The organism is Pseudomonas sp. LFS074 (assembly GCF_047978165.1).
Taxonomy (GTDB): Bacteria; Pseudomonadota; Gammaproteobacteria; order Pseudomonadales; family Pseudomonadaceae; genus Aquipseudomonas; species Aquipseudomonas putida_P.
Map to the genome: position 1 here is coordinate 1 of NZ_JBFPFV010000004.1, position 16,400 is coordinate 16,400.

Sequence of the window (16,400 nt, forward strand, 5' to 3'; positions counted from 1 at the left end):
CGCCAAGCTCAAGCAGTGCGGCGTAGCCCTGCTCGACTCGCCATCGGAGATCATGCCTCTGGCCCTGCAGTACCTGGGCTTGCCGCCGAACAGCGACAAACCGGCCGACTACAAGAAGGCCGAGGAACTGATGCTGAAGATTCGCCCGCATATCACCTACTTCCATTCCTCGAAGTACATGGCAGATATTGCCAATGGCGACATCTGCGTGGCAGTAGGCTACAGCGGCAGCTTCTCGCAGGCCGCCAACCGCGCCCGTGAGGCGAAAAATGGCGTGGTGGTGGACATGCGCCTGCCCAAGGAAGGCGCGCCGATCTGGTTCGACATGCTGTCGATTCCGAAGGGCGCGGCCAACCCGGAGGATGCGCATGCGTTCATCAACTACCTGCTGCGACCCGAGGTGATCGCACCCATCAGCGACTTCGTTGGGTATCCGAACCCGAACAAAGATGCGACCGCCAAGGTGAACCCGACGATTCGCAACAACCCCAACCTGTACCCGACGGCCGAGGCGATGGCCAAGCTGTATACCCTCAAGCCCCTGGCACGGGATGCCGAACGGGCGCGAACCCGGGCCTGGACGCGGATCAAGTCCGGCACCTGAGTCACCCACGAAGGGCCGCACAGCGGCCCCATTCACTTTCTCCAGGCTTTGCGCAGCTTCATCAGGGCCTCGGCAATCTCACCCTCCGGCACCGCCGCAAACCCCAGCACCAAGCCCGCTCGCTTATCCACAGGCACATCGCTATCCGCCAACCAGAAATTGCTCAGCGGTGTTACCTCCACGCCCACCGCCTCCGCTCTTGCCACCAGTTCCTGCTCTTTCGCAAAGTTATCCACATCGACCTTCACATGCAGCCCGGCCGCCACTTCCGGCATTGCGCCCAACCCCGGAACATCCACTGGCCAACCGGCCTTGAGCACATTGCGCCGGTTCAACGCCGCCTTGCGCATACGGCGGATATGCCGCTGAAAATGCCCGCGGGCCATGAACTCGGCCATCACGCACTGGCTGCTGACCTCCGAATGCCGCACCGCTAGCGCCTTGCCCTGGCTGAACGCCTGCGCCAGCTGCGGCGGGAGCACCAGATAGCCCAGGCGTAACGCCGGGAAGGCGATCTTGCCAAAGGTGCCGACATACAGCACCCGCCCGTGCCGGTCGAGCGCTGCCAGCGGGGCCAGCGGCGCGCCACTGTAGCGATACTCGCCGTCGTAGTCGTCCTCGATGACCCAGCCATCGCTGCGTTCCGCCCAGGCCAGCAATGCCAGGCGGCGCGCCAGGCTCATGGTCACCCCGGTCGGGTACTGGTGAGCAGGCGTGACATAGGCCAGCCGGCAATCCGGCCGTTGCTCGAGCCGGCCGCAATCCATGCCGTCTTCATCCACCGGCACGCCAAACACTCGGCCACCCGCCAGCGTGAAAGCATGACCGGCCGCCCGATAGCCTGGGTTTTCCACAGCCACACCGTCGCCAGGTTGCAGCAGCAGCTGTGCACAAAGGCTGATGGCCTGCTGCGCACCACTGGTGATCACAATTTGTTCAGCCGTGCAGCTCAGCCCGCGCGAGCGGCGCAGGTAAGCCGCGATCAACTCGCGTAAAGCCGGCTCACCTGCCGGATCACCGTAGCCCAGCTGTTCAGGGGAAGGGTTGCGCCAGAAACCCGCCTGCAGCTTGGCCCAGACGTCAAATGGGAACAGGTCGAATGCCGGAATACCGACGCGAAAAGCACGAGGCGCACCGCTTCTTGGCGAGGGCAAATGACCACTTTTCAAGCGCTGTAAAGGCTCGCTCAAACGTCGATCGCTGGATAAATCATCAGTATTTCCAACGGAAAATGTGGATAACCCTGTTGATAAACCCAGGGATAACTCTGTGGATACTTGTGTGGATAGTTTCGGAAGCTGGCTAACGTACGTGCCATCACCGACGCGGCTTTCGATGTAGCCTTCGGCATACAGTTGGTCATAGGCACGCACCACGCTGTTGCGTGACAGCGCCAGCATGCCCGCCAGGTCACGTGTGGCCGGCAGCCGCGTGCCACTGCTCAGGCGCCCATCCAGCACCCGCGCCCGTAACGCCTGATAAAGCTGCTGGCTAAGCCCGCGACGGCGATCAAGGGCGATGCCGGCAGGGTCGAAAGGCAGTATGAGGGGCTGCTGGCTCATGGCATTGGACCTATCAAATCAGACAGTAATGGCTCTTACCCAGAACCAATAGCCTGCCTAGGATGAAGCCATTCGACAAGGATCCCGCCCATGTACAACAGCAAACCCCACCAGGAACACGACCTCGCCCGCCTGCACCAACACATGCTGGACACCCGCCTGGCCGTTCTGGTCAGCCACGGCGAGCAGGGCCTGCTGGCCACGCACCTGCCGGTGCTGGTCGATACCGCTGAGGGCGAGTTCGGCACAGTGTATGCCCACCTGGCCCGGGCCAACCGCCAATGGCAAGACCTCGAGCAAGGCGGCGAAGCGCTGCTGGTGTTCCCCGGCGCCGATGCCTATGTCAGCCCCAGCTACTACCCAAGCAAGGCCGATAACCCCAAGGTGGTGCCGACCTGGAACTACCTGGCTGTGCACGCCTATGGCCCGGCCGATGTTATCCATGAGGCCGAGCCGCTGCTGGCGATCGTAAGCCGCCTGACCGACCGACACGAACAGGGGCGCAGCGAACCGTGGAAGGTCACCGATGCCCCTGCTGACTACCTCGACGGCATGCTCCGCGCCATCGTCGGGGTCCGCCTGCCCATCGCCCGCCTGCAAGGCGCGCGCAAGCTCAGCCAGAACCGCTCCGAGCAAGACATCGCCGGTGTGTGCGAAAGCCTGAGCGCCAGTACCGATCAACAAGACAACCAACTCGCGGCGCACATGCGCCAACTCTGAAGGAATAGCCCCATGTCTAGCGTTACCCTGCGCCCTGTCACCGCCCAAGATCACGCCGCCTGGCAGGCCCTGTGGCAGGCCTACTTGCACTTCTACGAAACCGAGTTGGCCGATGAAGTCAGCCAGAGCACCTGGCAGCGCCTGCTCGACCCTAACGAGCCAACCCATTCGGCACTGGCCTGGGTCGATGGCAAGGCCGTGGGGATGGTCAACTTCATCTACCATCGCTCCAACTGGAGCATCGAGAATGCCTGCTACCTGCAAGACCTGTACGTGGACAGCACGCAGCGTGGCCTGGGCATCGGTCGGCAACTGATCGAACACGTCTACACCACCGCCAAGGCCGATAACTGCAGCAAGGTGCACTGGCTGACCCACGAAACCAACGCCACCGCCATCAGCCTGTATCAGCAGGTTGCCGAGCGCTCGGGCTTCATCCAATTCCGCAAAGGTTTGTAGGCCAGATATGACTGACGCATTGAACTGGAAACCCGCCGCAACACCCAAGGCCGAGCCAATCGAAGGCCGCTTCATCCGCCTGGAAAAGCTCGACCCGGTGCGCCATGGCAACGACCTCTGGGAGGTACTGCAGGGGCCAGCCTCCGACCCAGTGCTGTGGGACTACCTGCCCTACGGCCCATTCGCCGAACGTGCCGCCTTCGATCGCTGGCTGGAAGGCAACGCTGCAGGCCAGGACCCGCTGTACTACACCGTCATCGACCGCGCTAGTGGCCAGGCCCAGGGCATCCTCACCCTGATGTCGATCGTGCCCGACCACGGCCGAATCGAAATCGGCCATATCGCTTTCGGCGCCCCCATGCAGCGCACGCCCAAGAGCACCGAGGCGGTGTACCTGCTGGGCAAGCTCGGCTTCGAACTGGGCAACCGCCGGCTGGAGTGGAAGTGCAATAACGCCAACGCCCGCTCGAAGCGTGCAGCGGAGCGATTTGGCTTCACCTACGAAGGGGTTTTCCGCAAACACCTGGTGGTGAAGGACCACAACCGCGATACGGCCTGGTATTCGATTACCGATGATGAATGGCCGGCGGTGGCTGCCGGCTTCGAGCGGTGGCTGGGTGAGGATAATCAGCAGCCAGGCGGGCAGCGACAAACATTGGAAGCGTGCCGCAACGGTTGATTTTTGTATTGGCTTGCTGGCGACAGGGCCATCAAATGCAGCACAAAAAAAAGGGGAGCATCCGCTCCCCAGAGGTAAACCGCTTGTGGATGAAGGCCTGAATCAGCCCTCGATCTCGATCAGGATTTCACCCGGCGTCACGCGATCGCCCTTGGCCACATGGATGGCGACGACCTTGCCGGCGATGGCCGCCTGCACTTCGGTCTCCATCTTCATGGCTTCGGTGATCAGCACGGCCTGACCGGCCTTGACCACGTCACCTTCCTTGACCAGCACATCGACGATGTTGCCTGGCATGGTGGTGCTGACGTGGCCTGGGTCGGTGGCTTGCTTGCGTTTGCTGCCGCCGCCGCCGACGAATTCGTTGAGTGGTTCGAACACCACTTCTTCCGGCATGCCGTCGATGGACAGGTAGAAGTGGCGCTTGCCTTCGGCCTTCACACCCACACCCGTGATGTCGACGCGGTAGGTTTCGCCGTGCACGTCGATGACGAACTCGGTCGGTACGCCTTCACCGCCAGGGGCAGAAACGGCGCCAGCTTCTGGAATCGGCAGCAGGGCTTCCGGGGTGAGCGTGCCGGCTTCGCGTTCTTCGAGGAACTTGCGGCCAATGTCCGGGAACATGGCAAAGGTCAGCACGTCCTCTTCACAGCGGGCCAGGGCGCCGATGTCGGTACGCAGCTTGGCCATCTCCGGCTTCAGCAGGTCGGCCGGGCGCACGTCGATCACTTCTTCGCTGCCGATCGCCTGGCGGCGCAGTTGCTCGTTGACCACACCTGGCGCCTTGCCGTAACCGCCTTGCAGGTACAGCTTCACCTCGTTGGTGATGGTCTTGTAGCGCTCGCCGGCCAGCACGTTGAAGAACGCCTGGGTGCCGACGATCTGCGAGGTCGGCGTTACCAGCGGCGGGTAACCAAGGTCTTCACGCACACGTGGGATCTCAGCCAGCACTTCGTTCATGCGGTTGAGCGCACCCTGCTCTTTCAACTGGTTGGCCAGGTTGGAAATCATGCCGCCCGGCACCTGGTTGACCTGCACGCGGGTGTCCACGGCGGTGAACTCGCTTTCGAACTGGTGGTACTTCTTGCGCACGGCGTAGAAGTACAGGCCGATTTCCTGCAGCAGTTCCAGGTCCAGGCCGGTATCGAACTCACTGCCCTTGAGCGCGGCAACCATCGACTCGGTACCCGGGTGGCTGGTGCCCCAGGCGAAGCTGGAAATGGCGGTGTCGATGTGGTCTGCACCGTTTTCCACAGCCTTGAGCTGGCACATGGCCGCCAGGCCGGCGGTGTCGTGGGAGTGGATGAACACCGGCAGCGACTGCTCGGCCTTCAGCGCCTTGACCAGCTCGCCAGTGGCGAATGGGGTCAGCAGGCCGGCCATGTCCTTGATCGCTACCGAGTCGCAACCCATGGCTTCCATCTGCTTGGCTTGGTTCACGAAGGCTTCGATGGTGTGCACCGGGCTGGTGGTGTAGGCGATGGTGCCCTGGGCGTGCTTGCCGGCGGCCTTGACCGCTTCGATGGCCACGCGCAGGTTACGCACGTCGTTCATGGCGTCGAAAATACGGAAAACATCGATGCCGTTGACCGCAGCCTTGGCGACGAAAGCTTTGACCACGTCGTCGCTGTAGTGGCGGTAGCCCAGCAGGTTTTGGCCGCGCAGCAGCATTTGCAGGCGAGTATTGGGCAGTGCTGCACGCAGCTTGCGCAGGCGCTCCCACGGGTCTTCCTTGAGGAAGCGCACGCAGGCGTCGAAGGTGGCGCCACCCCAGACTTCCAGCGACCAGTAGCCGACTTTGTCGAGCTTGTCGCAGATCGGCAGCATGTCTTCGGTACGCATGCGGGTGGCCAGCAGGGACTGGTGGGCGTCGCGCAGGATCGTGTCGGTTACGTGAATTTTCTTGGACATTATGGGGTTCCTCACAGGCCTGCGTGGGCGGCGATGGCGGCGGCGATGGCCAGGGCCAGCTCTTCGGGTTTGCGCTTGATCGAGTAGTTGGTCAGTTCAGGGTGGCTTTCGACGAAGCTGGTATTGAACTGGCCGCTACGGAATTCCGGATTGCGCAGGATTTCCTGGTAGTACGCGGCGGTGGTCTTCACCCCTTGCACGCGCATGTCGTCCAGGGCCCGCAGGCCGCGGTCCATGGCTTCTTCCCAGGTCAACGCCCACACCACCAGTTTCAGGCACATGGAGTCGTAGAACGGCGGAATGGTGTAGCCGGTGTAGATCGCCGTGTCGGTACGCACGCCGGGGCCGCCGGGGGCGTAGTAACGGGTGATCTTGCCGAAACTTGGCAGGAAGTTGTTCTTCGGGTCTTCGGCGTTAATACGGAACTGCAACGCGTAACCGCGGTGCTGAATGTCTTCTTGCTTGACCGACAGCGGCAAGCCCGAGGCAATGCGAATCTGCTCACGGACGATGTCGATACCGGTGATTTCCTCGGTGATGGTGTGTTCCACCTGCACCCGGGTGTTCATTTCCATGAAGTACACCTCGCCATCGGCGAGCAGAAACTCCACGGTACCGGCGTTCTCGTAGTTCACCGCCTTGGCCGCACGCACTGCCAGGTCGCCAATGTAGGCGCGCTGCTCGGGGGTGAGCTGGGGGCTTGGGGCGATTTCGATGAGTTTCTGGTTACGGCGCTGGATCGAGCAGTCGCGCTCGAACAGGTGCACCACGTTGCCAAAGCTGTCACCGAGGATCTGCGCCTCGATGTGCTTGGGGTTGACGATGCACTTTTCCAGGAACACTTCAGCCGAACCAAAGGCCTTGGTCGCCTCGGAAATCACCCGTGGGAAGTTCTGTTCCAGTTCCTCGCGGCTGTTGCAACGGCGAATACCGCGACCGCCACCACCGGAGGTGGCCTTGAGCATCACCGGGTAACCGATGCGCTCGCCTTCGCTCAAGGCTTCATGAATATCGGCAACGTTGCCTTCGGTGCCAGGGGTGACCGGCACACCAGCGGCGATCATGGTGCGGCGCGCTTCGGTCTTGTCGCCCATGCGGCGAATCACGTCGGCGGCCGGGCCGATGAACTTGATCCCGCGCTCGGCGCAGATCTCTGCCAGTTCAGCGTTTTCCGACAAAAAACCATAGCCCGGGTGCAGGGCATCACAACCGGTTTCCACAGCCAGGTTCACCAGCTTGCGCGGGTTCAGGTAGCCGGCCAGCGGCTCGGCACCAATGCTGTGGGCTTCGTCGGCGCGCTTGACGTGCAAGGCATGCCGGTCGGCGTCGGAAAAGATCGCTACCGAGCGTATGCCCATCTCGGCGCAGGCACGCACGATCCGAACTGCGATTTCACCTCGGTTGGCGATCAGGATTTTTTTTATCACTGGAGTCTTCCCAAAGCCGTAGGAACAGTCGAGCCGGTTCTACCGGTCGGCGCGTGACCAGGCGTTGCTGGCCAGTCGCACATTCACCCTAGCGCTGTAGGTCGATAAACAAAAATCAATATTTGTTAGGGGCTGTATTAGCAAAAGCTTATAGTGCGGTAACAAGGTGTTGCCGAAGGCGAGAAAAGAAATGCGTAAGTCCTTGATGCGTATGACTTTGCGTCAATTGCAGATCTTCAATGAGGTGTGTGATTTACGTTCTTACAGCCGTGCGGCGGAAGAGATGTCGCTGACGCAACCCGCCGTTAGTCTACAGATCCGCCAGCTTGAAGAGCTGATCGGCCAGCCGCTGTTCGAGTATGTGGGCAAGAAGCTCTACCTCACCGAGGCGGCCGAAGCATTGCAACGCGCCAGCCACGACATTTTCGGGCGCCTGGAGAGCCTGGACATGCAGCTGTCGGACATGCAGGGCTCATTGCAGGGTCAGTTGAAGCTGGCGATCGAGTCCAGTGCCAAGTACTTCGTGCCACACCTGTTCGCCGCCTTCAAGCAGCGTCACCCGGAGGTCAACCTGACCCTGACAGTGGTCAACCGCGCCCAGGCCATTCGCCGTCTTTCCGACAACCGCGACGACCTGATCATCATGTCGATGGTGCCGCAGGACATGGGTCTGGAGTTTCTGCCATTCCTCAACAACCCGATCGTTGCCGTGGCGCCGCCCGAGCACCCGCTGTGCAAGCTCGAGCAGCTGCGCCTGCAGGACCTGGAGCCTCATACCCTGTTGGTCCGTGAGCAAGGTTCAGGGACGCGCAAGGCTTGCGAAGAGTACTTCAAGGACAAGCGCGTGCATTTCACCCAGACCCTGGAGGTTGCATCGGCCGATGCCCAGCGCGAATGCGTGATCGCCGGCCTTGGGATCGCCCTGCTCACCCGCCACGCAGTCAACCTGGAACTGGCCACCGGGGTGCTGAAGGAATTACCGGTGGAGGAACTGCCGCTGTACCGCAGCTGGTGCGTGGTGCAGTCCAAGGCCAAGCGACAGTCGCCGGTGGCCTTGGCCTTTCTGGCATTCATCCGCGGCGAACGTGCGTTGATCAGCGCGCTTGTTGAGCGTTTTTCGGGGAAGTTGCCGCCGACGCCTGCCACACCGTGAGTTCTTGCAACTCGGGGTAATCCACCAGGTCGCGCAGCAGCTGACGTTGGTCGCAATAGCTTTCGATCGCGCGGCGGTATTCCATGCGGCGCTGATCCTTTTCCTGCTGTTTGCGAGCCTTGGCGTTGGGTTGGTACGTACCATCGAAGTCACGAGCCATTGCCTGTCTCCCAGATAGGATGCGGGAGTTTCAGACTGGCCTTGATGGTTTACGGTTTGGCTGTGGAATGGTGACAAAACAGTGAAATTTGCTTCGCCTTTGCCGGCCTTTTCACGGATGAACTCGCGTAAAGGCCATTACAGGCTGAATTCAGTCATCTGTAGCCTTGATCGACTTGGGCGACAAACGCAGGCTGCGCAAGCTGCGCTTCACGCTTTTCAGGTGGTTGACCAGGCTCGGGCCCCGTGCCATGGCCACGCCCATGGCCAGCACGTCAATCACCACAAGGTGGGCGATACGCGAGGTCAGCGGGGTATAGATTTCGGTGTCCTCATGCACGTCGATCGCCAGGTTGACCGTCGACAGCTCGGCCAGCGGCGTCTGGCTGGGGCACAGGGTAATCAGGTTGGCGCCGCTCTCACGCACCAGGTTGGCGGTGATCAGCAAGTCCTTGGAGCGACCCGACTGGGAAATACACACGGCCACATCGCCCGGCTTCAAGGTTACCGCCGACATCGCCTGCATGTGCGGGTCGGAATAAGCAGCGGCACTGAGCAGCAGGCGGAAGAACTTGTGCTGGGCATCGGCCGCCACCGCACCAGAGGCACCAAAGCCATAGAACTCGACACGCTGTGCCTGGGCCATGGCGCTCACCGCCTGCTGAAGCGCATGCGGGTCGAGGTGCTCGCGCACTTCCATCAGGGTGTGCAGGGTAGTGTCGAAGATCTTCAGGCTGTAGTCGGCGACCGAGTCGTCTTCATGGATGGCAAACTGGCCAAAACTGGCCCCAGCCGCCAGGCTCTGCGCCAGCTTGAGTTTCAGGTCCTGGAAGCCCGAGCAACCGATCGCCCGGCAGAAACGTACGATGGTCGGCTCGCTGATGCCCACACTGTGCGCCAGATCGGCCATGGAGCTGTGCATGACGGCAGCCGGGTCGAGCAGCACGTGGTCGGCCACTTTGAGTTCCGATTTGCGCAGCAGGTGGCGCGATTGGGCGATATGTTGCAACAGATTCACGGGCTGGACTCGGTTATGATCGGCTGGCCGGGTTGTAGCTTTCTTGTAGTTATACTACATGGACGCCAACCCGCCCAGTTAAACGAACGTGGAGAGTGGTGGTTTGACTATTCCTTGCGACATTCTGGTGTTCGGTGGCACGGGCGACCTGGCCCTGCACAAATTGCTTCCGGCGCTCTACCATTTGTATCGCGAGGCGCGCCTGAACAACGCGGTACGCATCATTGCCCTCGCCCGCCGCAACATCAGCCGTAACGAATACCTCAAGCTCGCAGAACGGCATTGCCGGGCGCAGATTGCCCGCACCGACTTCGACGAAGATGTGTGGCAACGCTTTGCCGCGCGCCTCGACTACTTCCCCATGGATGCCTCGCAAAGCGCCGACTTCGGTCGCCTGGCGCGCTACCTCGGCGAGCCTGGCGGGCTGACCCGCGTCTTCTACCTGGCCACCGCGCCCTCCCTGTTCGTGCCAATCGCCAACCACTTGCGTATTTCCGGGCTGGCCGACAGCGAGGCGCGCATTGTGCTGGAAAAGCCCATTGGCCATTCACAGCACTCGGCCACCGCCATCAACGAAGCGATCGGCGCCGTGTTCGAAGAACCCCAGGTGTTTCGCATTGATCACTACCTGGGCAAGGAAACCGTGCAGAACCTCATGGCGCTGCGCTTTGCCAACGCCCTGCTTGAACCTGTGTGGCGCAACGGCCAGGTCGATCATGTGCAGATCAGCGCCTGCGAAACCCTCGGTGTAGAGAACCGCGGCGGGTACTACGACCGCGCCGGGGCAACCCGCGACATGCTCCAGAACCACTTGCTGCAGCTGCTGTGCCTGGTGGCCATGGAGCCACCCGCGCAGTTCGAAGCCGAGGCCGTGCGCGACGAGAAAGTGAAGGTCCTGCGTGCCCTCAAGCCCATTACTGGGCAGGACGTACAGGACAAGACCGTGCGTGGTCAGTACGGTGCCGGCTACATCGGTGGCCAGGAAGTGCCGGCCTATTACTTCGAAAAGGACGTGGACAACGACAGCGATACCGAAACCTTTGTGGCCGTTCAGGCGCACATCGACAATTGGCGCTGGGCTGGCGTGCCGTTCTACCTGCGCACCGGCAAGCGCATGGCGCGGCGCACTTCGCAGATCGTCATCCAGTTCAAGCCTGTGCCCCATGAGCTTTTCAGCGGCGGCCAGGTCAACCAGCTGTTGATCCAGCTGCAACCGGACGAACGCATCAGCCTGCGCATGATGACCAAAAGCCCCGGCAAAGGCATGCGACTGGAGCCGGTGGACCTGGACCTCAACCTGGCCCAGGTGTTCGGCCAGACCCGTCGTTGGGGTGCTTACGAACGCCTGCTGCTGGACATCCTGGAAGGCGACTCGACGCTGTTCATGCGGCGTGATGAAGTGGAAGCGGCCTGGGCGTGGGTCGACCCGATCATCAAGGGCTGGGAAGAGCACTTTCAGGCGCCACGCCATTACCCGGCGGGCAACAACGGCCCGGAGCAGGCCAACAGCCTACTCGCGCGGCATGGCAGGCACTGGCACAGCTGAAGCGCTTCGCGCTGCATCGCAGGTATGCGCTGCAGATATTTTCCACGACGGCCAACTGATCACTTGCATCACCGACATCGTGGAAACCCATTGATGTAGACGTGACGGCCCCTGCAGGCGCACGGCCTGCAGGGGCCGCTTTGCAGTTGCGCAAGGGTGAATATTCATACAGTGCCATTTACCCTTCCCCTGCTGCGCCCTAGAATGGCCCGATGCACACAGATGACCTCTCCCTCCTGCTGAATTCCCTCAACGATGCCCAACGCCAGGCCGTAGCGGCCACGCTCGGGCGTCAATTGGTGCTTGCCGGCGCCGGTTCCGGTAAAACCCGCGTGCTGGTGCACCGCATCGCCTGGCTTATCCAGGTAGAGCAGGCGTCGCCGCATTCGATCCTGTCGGTGACCTTCACCAACAAGGCTGCTGCAGAAATGCGCCAGCGGATCGAGCAGCTGCTGGGGATCAACCCGGCGGGTATGTGGGTAGGCACCTTCCACGGCCTGGCCCATCGCCTGCTGCGGGCCCACTGGCAGGAAGCACGGTTGGTTCAGAACTTCCAGATCCTCGACAGCGACGACCAGCAGCGCCTGATCAAGCGGGTGATGCGCGAGCTGGGCCTGGACGAGCAGAAGTGGCCGGCGCGCCAGGCCCAGTGGTTCATCAACGGGCAGAAGGACGAGGGCCTGCGCCCGCAGCATATCCAGGCCGGTGGCGACCTGTTCCTGGCGACCATGCGCGAGGTCTATACCGCCTACGAGCAGGCCTGCGAGCGCGCCGGGGTCATCGACTTCTCCGAACTGCTGCTGCGCGCCCTGGACCTGTGGCGCGACCACCCGGGCTTGCTGGAGCACTACCAGCGGCGCTTCCAGCACGTGCTGGTGGACGAGTTCCAGGATACCAACGCCGTGCAGTACGCCTGGCTGCGCCTGTTGGCGCGCGGTGGCGCCAGCTTGATGGCGGTAGGCGATGACGACCAGTCGATCTACGGCTGGCGCGGCGCCAAGATCGAAAACATTCACCAGTACACCGCCGACTTCCCCGACGCCGAGATGATCCGCCTGGAGCAGAACTACCGCTCCACCGGCGGCATCCTCAAGGCTGCCAACGCCCTGATCGCCAACAACAGTGGGCGCCTGGGCAAAGAGCTGTGGACCGACATGGGCGAAGGCGAACCGCTGACCCTGTACGCGGCCTACAACGAGCATGACGAAGCGCGCTACGTGGTAGAAACCATCGAAAGCCTGGTCAAGCAGGGCAATGCGCGTAACGAGATCGCCATTCTGTACCGTTCCAACGCCCAGTCGCGGGTGCTGGAAGAGGCCCTGCTGCGCGAGCGCATCCCCTACCGCATCTATGGCGGCCAACGCTTCTTCGAACGCGCCGAAATCAAGAACGCCATGGCATACCTGCGGCTGATCGAAGGGCGTGGCAACGATGCCGCCCTGGAGCGGGTGATCAACGTGCCGCCGCGCGGTATCGGCGAAAAAACCGTCGAAGCCATCCGTGAGCACGCCCGCCACAGCCAGTTGTCGATGTGGGAGGCCATGTGCCAGCTGCTCGCCGCCAAGGCCCTGAAGGGCCGCGCCGCCAGTGCCCTGGGGGCTTTCATCGAGCTGATCGAGGGGCTGGCCGCCAAAGTCGTGGACATGCCGCTGCATACCATGACCCAGACCACCATCGAGCAGTCCGGGCTGATCCTCTATCACCAGGAGGAAAAAGGTGAAAAGGGCCAGGCACGGGTAGAAAACCTTGAGGAACTGGTCAGCGCTGCACGCAACTTCGAATCCGCCGACGAAGATGCCGACCTCTCGCCACTGTCAGCCTTCTTGGGGCATGCCTCGCTTGAAGCGGGCGATACCCAGGCTGATGAGCATGAAGACAGCATCCAGCTGATGACCCTGCACAGCGCCAAAGGCCTGGAGTTCCCGTATGTGTTCCTGGTGGGCATGGAAGAAGGCCTGTTCCCGCACAAGATGAGCCTGGAAGAACCCGGCCGCCTGGAAGAGGAACGGCGCCTGGCCTACGTGGGCATCACCCGCGCCATGCGCCAGCTGGTCATGACCTATGCCGAAACCCGTCGTCTGTATGGCAGCGAGACCTACAACAAGGTGTCGCGTTTCGTGCGCGAAATTCCGCCAGGCTTGGTTCAGGAAGTGCGCCTGTCCAACAGCGTCAGCCGCCCGTTCGGTGGGGCCAAGACCGCCACCAACAGCAACCTGTTTGCCAATGCCAGTATTCCGCAGACCGCGTTCAACCTTGGCCAGCGTGTACAACATGCAGTGTTTGGCGAAGGTGTGATCCTCAACTTCGAGGGCTCGGGTGCGCAGGCGCGGGTGCAGGTGAACTTTGCCGAAGGCAGCAAGTGGCTGATGCTGGGGTATGCCAAGCTCGAGGCCATCTGAAAGCGCAAGGCCGCCCTGCCGGGGCGGCCTTGTAACATTCAGGCAAAAGCTCGAAACATTATGTCGCTGGTCATGTGCCCGGGAACCTGTGCACCATGACGCGCGTGCAATCCACAACAGGGGATATCCCACTTATGCAACGTTTTCTTAGCATCGCACTGGCGCTCTGCGTCGGCCTGACGCTGAGCCTGGACGCCAACGCCAAGCGTTTCGGCGGCGGTAAGAGCTCGGGCTCCGCGCCTATTCACCAGACCCGCCAGGCTACGCCAACCACGCCTGCCGCCGCGCCGACCGCACCTGGTCGTGCAGCCCCGGCCGCCAGCGGTGCTTCGCGCTGGTTGGGCCCATTGGCCGGCCTGGCCGCCGGTGGCCTGCTGGCGTCCATGTTCATGGGCGACGGTTTCGAAGGCTTCCAGATCATGGACTTCCTGATCGTGGCGCTCATTGCCTTCCTGGTGTTCCGCTTCATCGCCGCGCGCCGCCGCCAGCAGCAGCCGCAAATGGCCATGCCAGGCCATGCGCCGATGCAGCGTGAGGCTCACGCCCAGCCTGCCCAGCCGTCGATCTTCGGGGGTTCGGCCGCACCTGCCGCCGCAGCCGCTCCGGTAATCAACGCCCCGGCTTGGTTCAACGAGCAGAACTTCCTGGCTGCCGCCCGTAACCATTTCCAGTCGCTGCAGCAGCACTGGGATGCCAACGAAATGGACAAGATCGCCGAGTTCGTTACTCCGCAAATGCTGGAGTTCCTCAAGCGCGAGCGTGCTGAGCTGGGTGATGGCTTCCAGGCTACCTACATCGATAACCTGGAAGTGCAGCTGGACGGTCTCGACGACCGCGCCGACCGCACCGACGCCACCCTGACCTTCCGTGGCGTGTCGAAGAACTCGCGCTTCGACCAGGGCGAAGTGTTCAGCGAAAGCTGGCACATGGTTCGCGCCCAGGGCGAGAACCAACCTTGGCTGGTTGCCGGTATCCGTCAAAACGGCTAACCGCTACGTGCTGCATGAAAAACCCCGGGCCTGTCCCGGGGTTTTTGCTTTTGCCAGACTGGCCTACTAGGGTATAACGCGCAGCGTTGTCATCTAGGTCAGAGGAAGTGAACCGTGGAAGAAGTGATCGAACAACTCCGTGAAGCCAATGAACCCGTACCGGTGCCCTTGGAGCTTCCCGACGAGGACCAACTGGTGGAGATCGAAGAGCAGCTGTTCATCAATATTCCATTCGTGTTCAAAGAGTTTCTGCTGACCGTAAGTGATGTTGTTTACGGCTCTCTTGAGCCTGTCACTTGTACCGACCCGCAGTCGCACACGTACCTGCCAGAAGTTGCCGCCACAGCTTGGGATGCCGGCGTGCCGCGTGAGCTGATCCCACTGTGCCAGGACGGCGAAAACTACTACTGCGTAGAAGAAGATGGCACCGTGGTGCTGTGGGATGCCGATGAGGAACTGGTCGGCGAAGACAGCTGGGAATCGGTGTGGCACTGGGCGCGGGATGTTTGGCTGGAAAGCTGAAATATCCACAGGAATATTTATGGCTTAGTGCCATCAATGTAGTTAAAATCGCCAGGCTTTCTGCGCCTGGCGACATCGCTACCGCTCCATCCCCTCGGACGACGGTGAAATCTTGCGCAGGGAGCATTGCCCCTTAGTGCGAGTTCTCGCGACTATTCTCTAGCGTCTCCAACAAGGCGATCTGCATGCGCGTGTGCACGCGGATGAACCAGCGCCACAACAACGCCACCACCACGGCAGCGACTACAGCAATCACCAGCAACAACTCGCTGGTCGGCAGAATGCTCGCCGACAATGCCGACAGCAGCAGGAAGATCACCAGCAGCGACAACAGCGGGATAACTTCAGCAATCACACGGCGCACACGCTGGGTATGCCGCCCTGCCATTTCAGGCTTCACGCCCATCTCTGCCAGCAACATCGAAAGTGCCTTGAGCTTGCGGTAGGCGGCGATAAGGAATGGCAGCGACAGCAACAAGGCCGCCCCCCAGATCACAGCCTTCTGCTGGCTCGCATCGCTCACCCACTCACTGAGCCAGTTGCCGATTCGCCCTGCGAAGTAGCCACCACTGAAGAAAATGGCGATTACCAGCGCCAGGTTTACCCCCACCTGCAACAGGATGCGCCGAATCATCGCCGCCAGCATGGCGCTCTCGCCCTGCGGCTGGATGTTGCGCAACCACTCGCCGTACAACGACAGCACCCGCGCCAGGCGGCCCGGCACTATATTGCCCAGCTTTTGCGACAACGGGTCGGCCGCGCGGATCAGGTACGGCGTCAGCAACGTGGTGATTGCCGATACCGCGACAGCCACCGGGTAAAGGAAATCGCTGGTTACCTGCAGGGTCATGCCCAGCGCGGCGATGATGAAAGAGAATTCGCCAATTTGCGATAGCCCCATGCCCACGCGCAGCGACGTGCGCCCATCATTGCCGGCGATGAACGCCCCCATGCCACAAGACAGCATCTTGCCCAGCACCACCGCCAAGGTGATGACCACGATCGGCCAGGCGTAGTCTATGAGCACCTGGGGGTCGATCATCAGGCCGATGGCGACGAAGAATATGGCGCTGAAGAGGTCGCGTACCGGTTCGATCAGGCTTTCTATTTTCAGCAACTGGCGCGATTCAGCCATGATCGCACCAATCAGGAAGGCGCCAAGCACCATGCTGTACTCCAGCTTCACCACCAGCAGGCAGAAGCCGAAACACAGGCCCAGTACGGTGATCAGCAACATCTCGTTGCTTTCGAA

The 16,400-nt window shown here is 61.7% G+C and carries 15 protein-coding genes; 9 read left to right on the top strand and 6 right to left on the bottom strand.

The window, feature by feature from the left end:
• On the top strand, positions 1–604 hold a 604-nt coding region (locus tag ACNQP3_RS28795; RefSeq protein WP_416470691.1), incomplete at its 5' end, for an extracellular solute-binding protein.
• 32 nt (positions 605–636) lie between these two features.
• Here the strand turns inward: ACNQP3_RS28795 and ACNQP3_RS28800 are convergent.
• Positions 637–2,166 (bottom strand): PLP-dependent aminotransferase family protein, encoded by a 1,530-nt coding sequence (locus ACNQP3_RS28800; protein WP_264316675.1) that lies wholly within the window; start codon positions 2,164–2,166, stop codon positions 637–639.
• 90 nt (positions 2,167–2,256) lie between these two features.
• Between ACNQP3_RS28800 and ACNQP3_RS28805 the strand changes: the two genes are divergently transcribed.
• From ACNQP3_RS28805 to ACNQP3_RS28815, 3 genes are read left to right on the top strand one after another with little or no spacing between them, the layout of a single operon-like run.
• Positions 2,257–2,886 (top strand): FMN-binding negative transcriptional regulator, encoded by a 630-nt coding sequence (locus ACNQP3_RS28805; protein WP_012274871.1) that lies wholly within the window; start codon positions 2,257–2,259, stop codon positions 2,884–2,886.
• 12 nt (positions 2,887–2,898) lie between these two features.
• Positions 2,899–3,345, top strand: a complete 447-nt coding sequence (locus tag ACNQP3_RS28810) for a GNAT family N-acetyltransferase (protein WP_012274872.1) — start codon at positions 2,899–2,901, stop codon at positions 3,343–3,345.
• 7 nt (positions 3,346–3,352) lie between these two features.
• Complete coding sequence (locus ACNQP3_RS28815; protein WP_012274873.1) at positions 3,353–4,024, top strand: GNAT family N-acetyltransferase; 672 nt, start codon at positions 3,353–3,355, stop codon at positions 4,022–4,024.
• A 102-nt stretch (positions 4,025–4,126) separates the two neighbouring features.
• On the opposite strand, the gene oadA is transcribed toward ACNQP3_RS28815, so the two are convergent.
• Complete coding sequence (oadA, locus tag ACNQP3_RS28820; protein ID WP_012274874.1) at positions 4,127–5,935, bottom strand: sodium-extruding oxaloacetate decarboxylase subunit alpha; 1,809 nt, start codon at positions 5,933–5,935, stop codon at positions 4,127–4,129.
• Positions 5,936–5,946: 11 nt separating this feature from the next.
• Complete coding sequence (locus ACNQP3_RS28825) at positions 5,947–7,362, bottom strand: acetyl-CoA carboxylase biotin carboxylase subunit (RefSeq protein ID WP_012274875.1); 1,416 nt, start codon at positions 7,360–7,362, stop codon at positions 5,947–5,949.
• A 190-nt stretch (positions 7,363–7,552) separates the two neighbouring features.
• On the opposite strand from ACNQP3_RS28825, the gene ACNQP3_RS28830 reads away from it, so the two are divergent.
• Entirely contained in the window at positions 7,553–8,515 is a 963-nt protein-coding gene (locus ACNQP3_RS28830) for a LysR family transcriptional regulator (RefSeq protein WP_012274876.1), read from the top strand.
• Here the strand turns inward: ACNQP3_RS28830 and ACNQP3_RS28835 are convergent.
• Together ACNQP3_RS28835 and hexR are read right to left on the bottom strand one after the other, a co-directional pair.
• Positions 8,457–8,675 (bottom strand): PA3496 family putative envelope integrity protein, encoded by a 219-nt coding sequence (locus ACNQP3_RS28835; RefSeq protein WP_012274877.1) that lies wholly within the window; start codon positions 8,673–8,675, stop codon positions 8,457–8,459. The two genes, ACNQP3_RS28830 and ACNQP3_RS28835, sit on opposite strands and share 59 nt — an antisense overlap.
• A 150-nt stretch (positions 8,676–8,825) precedes the next feature.
• The gene (gene hexR, locus ACNQP3_RS28840; RefSeq protein ID WP_012274878.1) at positions 8,826–9,692 is read right to left on the bottom strand and encodes a transcriptional regulator HexR; all 867 of its coding nucleotides are present in this window, start codon (positions 9,690–9,692) and stop codon (positions 8,826–8,828) included.
• 103 nt (positions 9,693–9,795) lie between these two features.
• Here hexR and zwf point away from each other — a divergent pair, with 103 nt between their 5' ends.
• The 4 genes from zwf (at position 9,796) to ACNQP3_RS28860 (ending at position 15,148) form a co-directional block, all read left to right on the top strand.
• Complete coding sequence (zwf, locus tag ACNQP3_RS28845; protein ID WP_012274879.1) at positions 9,796–11,238, top strand: glucose-6-phosphate dehydrogenase; 1,443 nt, start codon at positions 9,796–9,798, stop codon at positions 11,236–11,238.
• 212 nt (positions 11,239–11,450) lie between these two features.
• Positions 11,451–13,637 (top strand): DNA helicase II, encoded by a 2,187-nt coding sequence (gene uvrD, locus ACNQP3_RS28850; protein ID WP_012274880.1) that lies wholly within the window; start codon positions 11,451–11,453, stop codon positions 13,635–13,637.
• Between the two features lie 134 nt (positions 13,638–13,771).
• The gene (locus ACNQP3_RS28855) at positions 13,772–14,626 is read left to right on the top strand and encodes a Tim44 domain-containing protein (RefSeq protein ID WP_060514730.1); all 855 of its coding nucleotides are present in this window, start codon (positions 13,772–13,774) and stop codon (positions 14,624–14,626) included.
• A gap of 114 nt (positions 14,627–14,740) precedes the next feature.
• Positions 14,741–15,148, top strand: a complete 408-nt coding sequence (locus ACNQP3_RS28860; protein ID WP_069943009.1) for an SMI1/KNR4 family protein — start codon at positions 14,741–14,743, stop codon at positions 15,146–15,148.
• A gap of 133 nt (positions 15,149–15,281) precedes the next feature.
• On the opposite strand, the gene ACNQP3_RS28865 is transcribed toward ACNQP3_RS28860, so the two are convergent.
• On the bottom strand, positions 15,282–16,400 hold a 1,119-nt coding region (locus tag ACNQP3_RS28865; protein WP_416470692.1), incomplete at its 5' end, for a cation:proton antiporter.

Coding starts and splice junctions, on each gene's coding strand:
- ACNQP3_RS28800 (WP_264316675.1), bottom strand. CDS start 2,166: ATGAGCCAGCAGCCCCTCATACTGCCTTTCGACCCTGCCGGCATCGCC.
- uvrD (WP_012274880.1), top strand. CDS start 11,451: ATGCACACAGATGACCTCTCCCTCCTGCTGAATTCCCTCAACGATGCC.
- ACNQP3_RS28805 (WP_012274871.1), top strand. CDS start 2,257: ATGTACAACAGCAAACCCCACCAGGAACACGACCTCGCCCGCCTGCAC.
- ACNQP3_RS28810 (WP_012274872.1), top strand. CDS start 2,899: ATGTCTAGCGTTACCCTGCGCCCTGTCACCGCCCAAGATCACGCCGCC.
- oadA (WP_012274874.1), bottom strand. CDS start 5,935: ATGTCCAAGAAAATTCACGTAACCGACACGATCCTGCGCGACGCCCAC.
- ACNQP3_RS28855 (WP_060514730.1), top strand. CDS start 13,772: ATGCAACGTTTTCTTAGCATCGCACTGGCGCTCTGCGTCGGCCTGACG.
- ACNQP3_RS28835 (WP_012274877.1), bottom strand. CDS start 8,675: ATGGCTCGTGACTTCGATGGTACGTACCAACCCAACGCCAAGGCTCGC.
- ACNQP3_RS28815 (WP_012274873.1), top strand. CDS start 3,353: ATGACTGACGCATTGAACTGGAAACCCGCCGCAACACCCAAGGCCGAG.
- ACNQP3_RS28830 (WP_012274876.1), top strand. CDS start 7,553: ATGCGTAAGTCCTTGATGCGTATGACTTTGCGTCAATTGCAGATCTTC.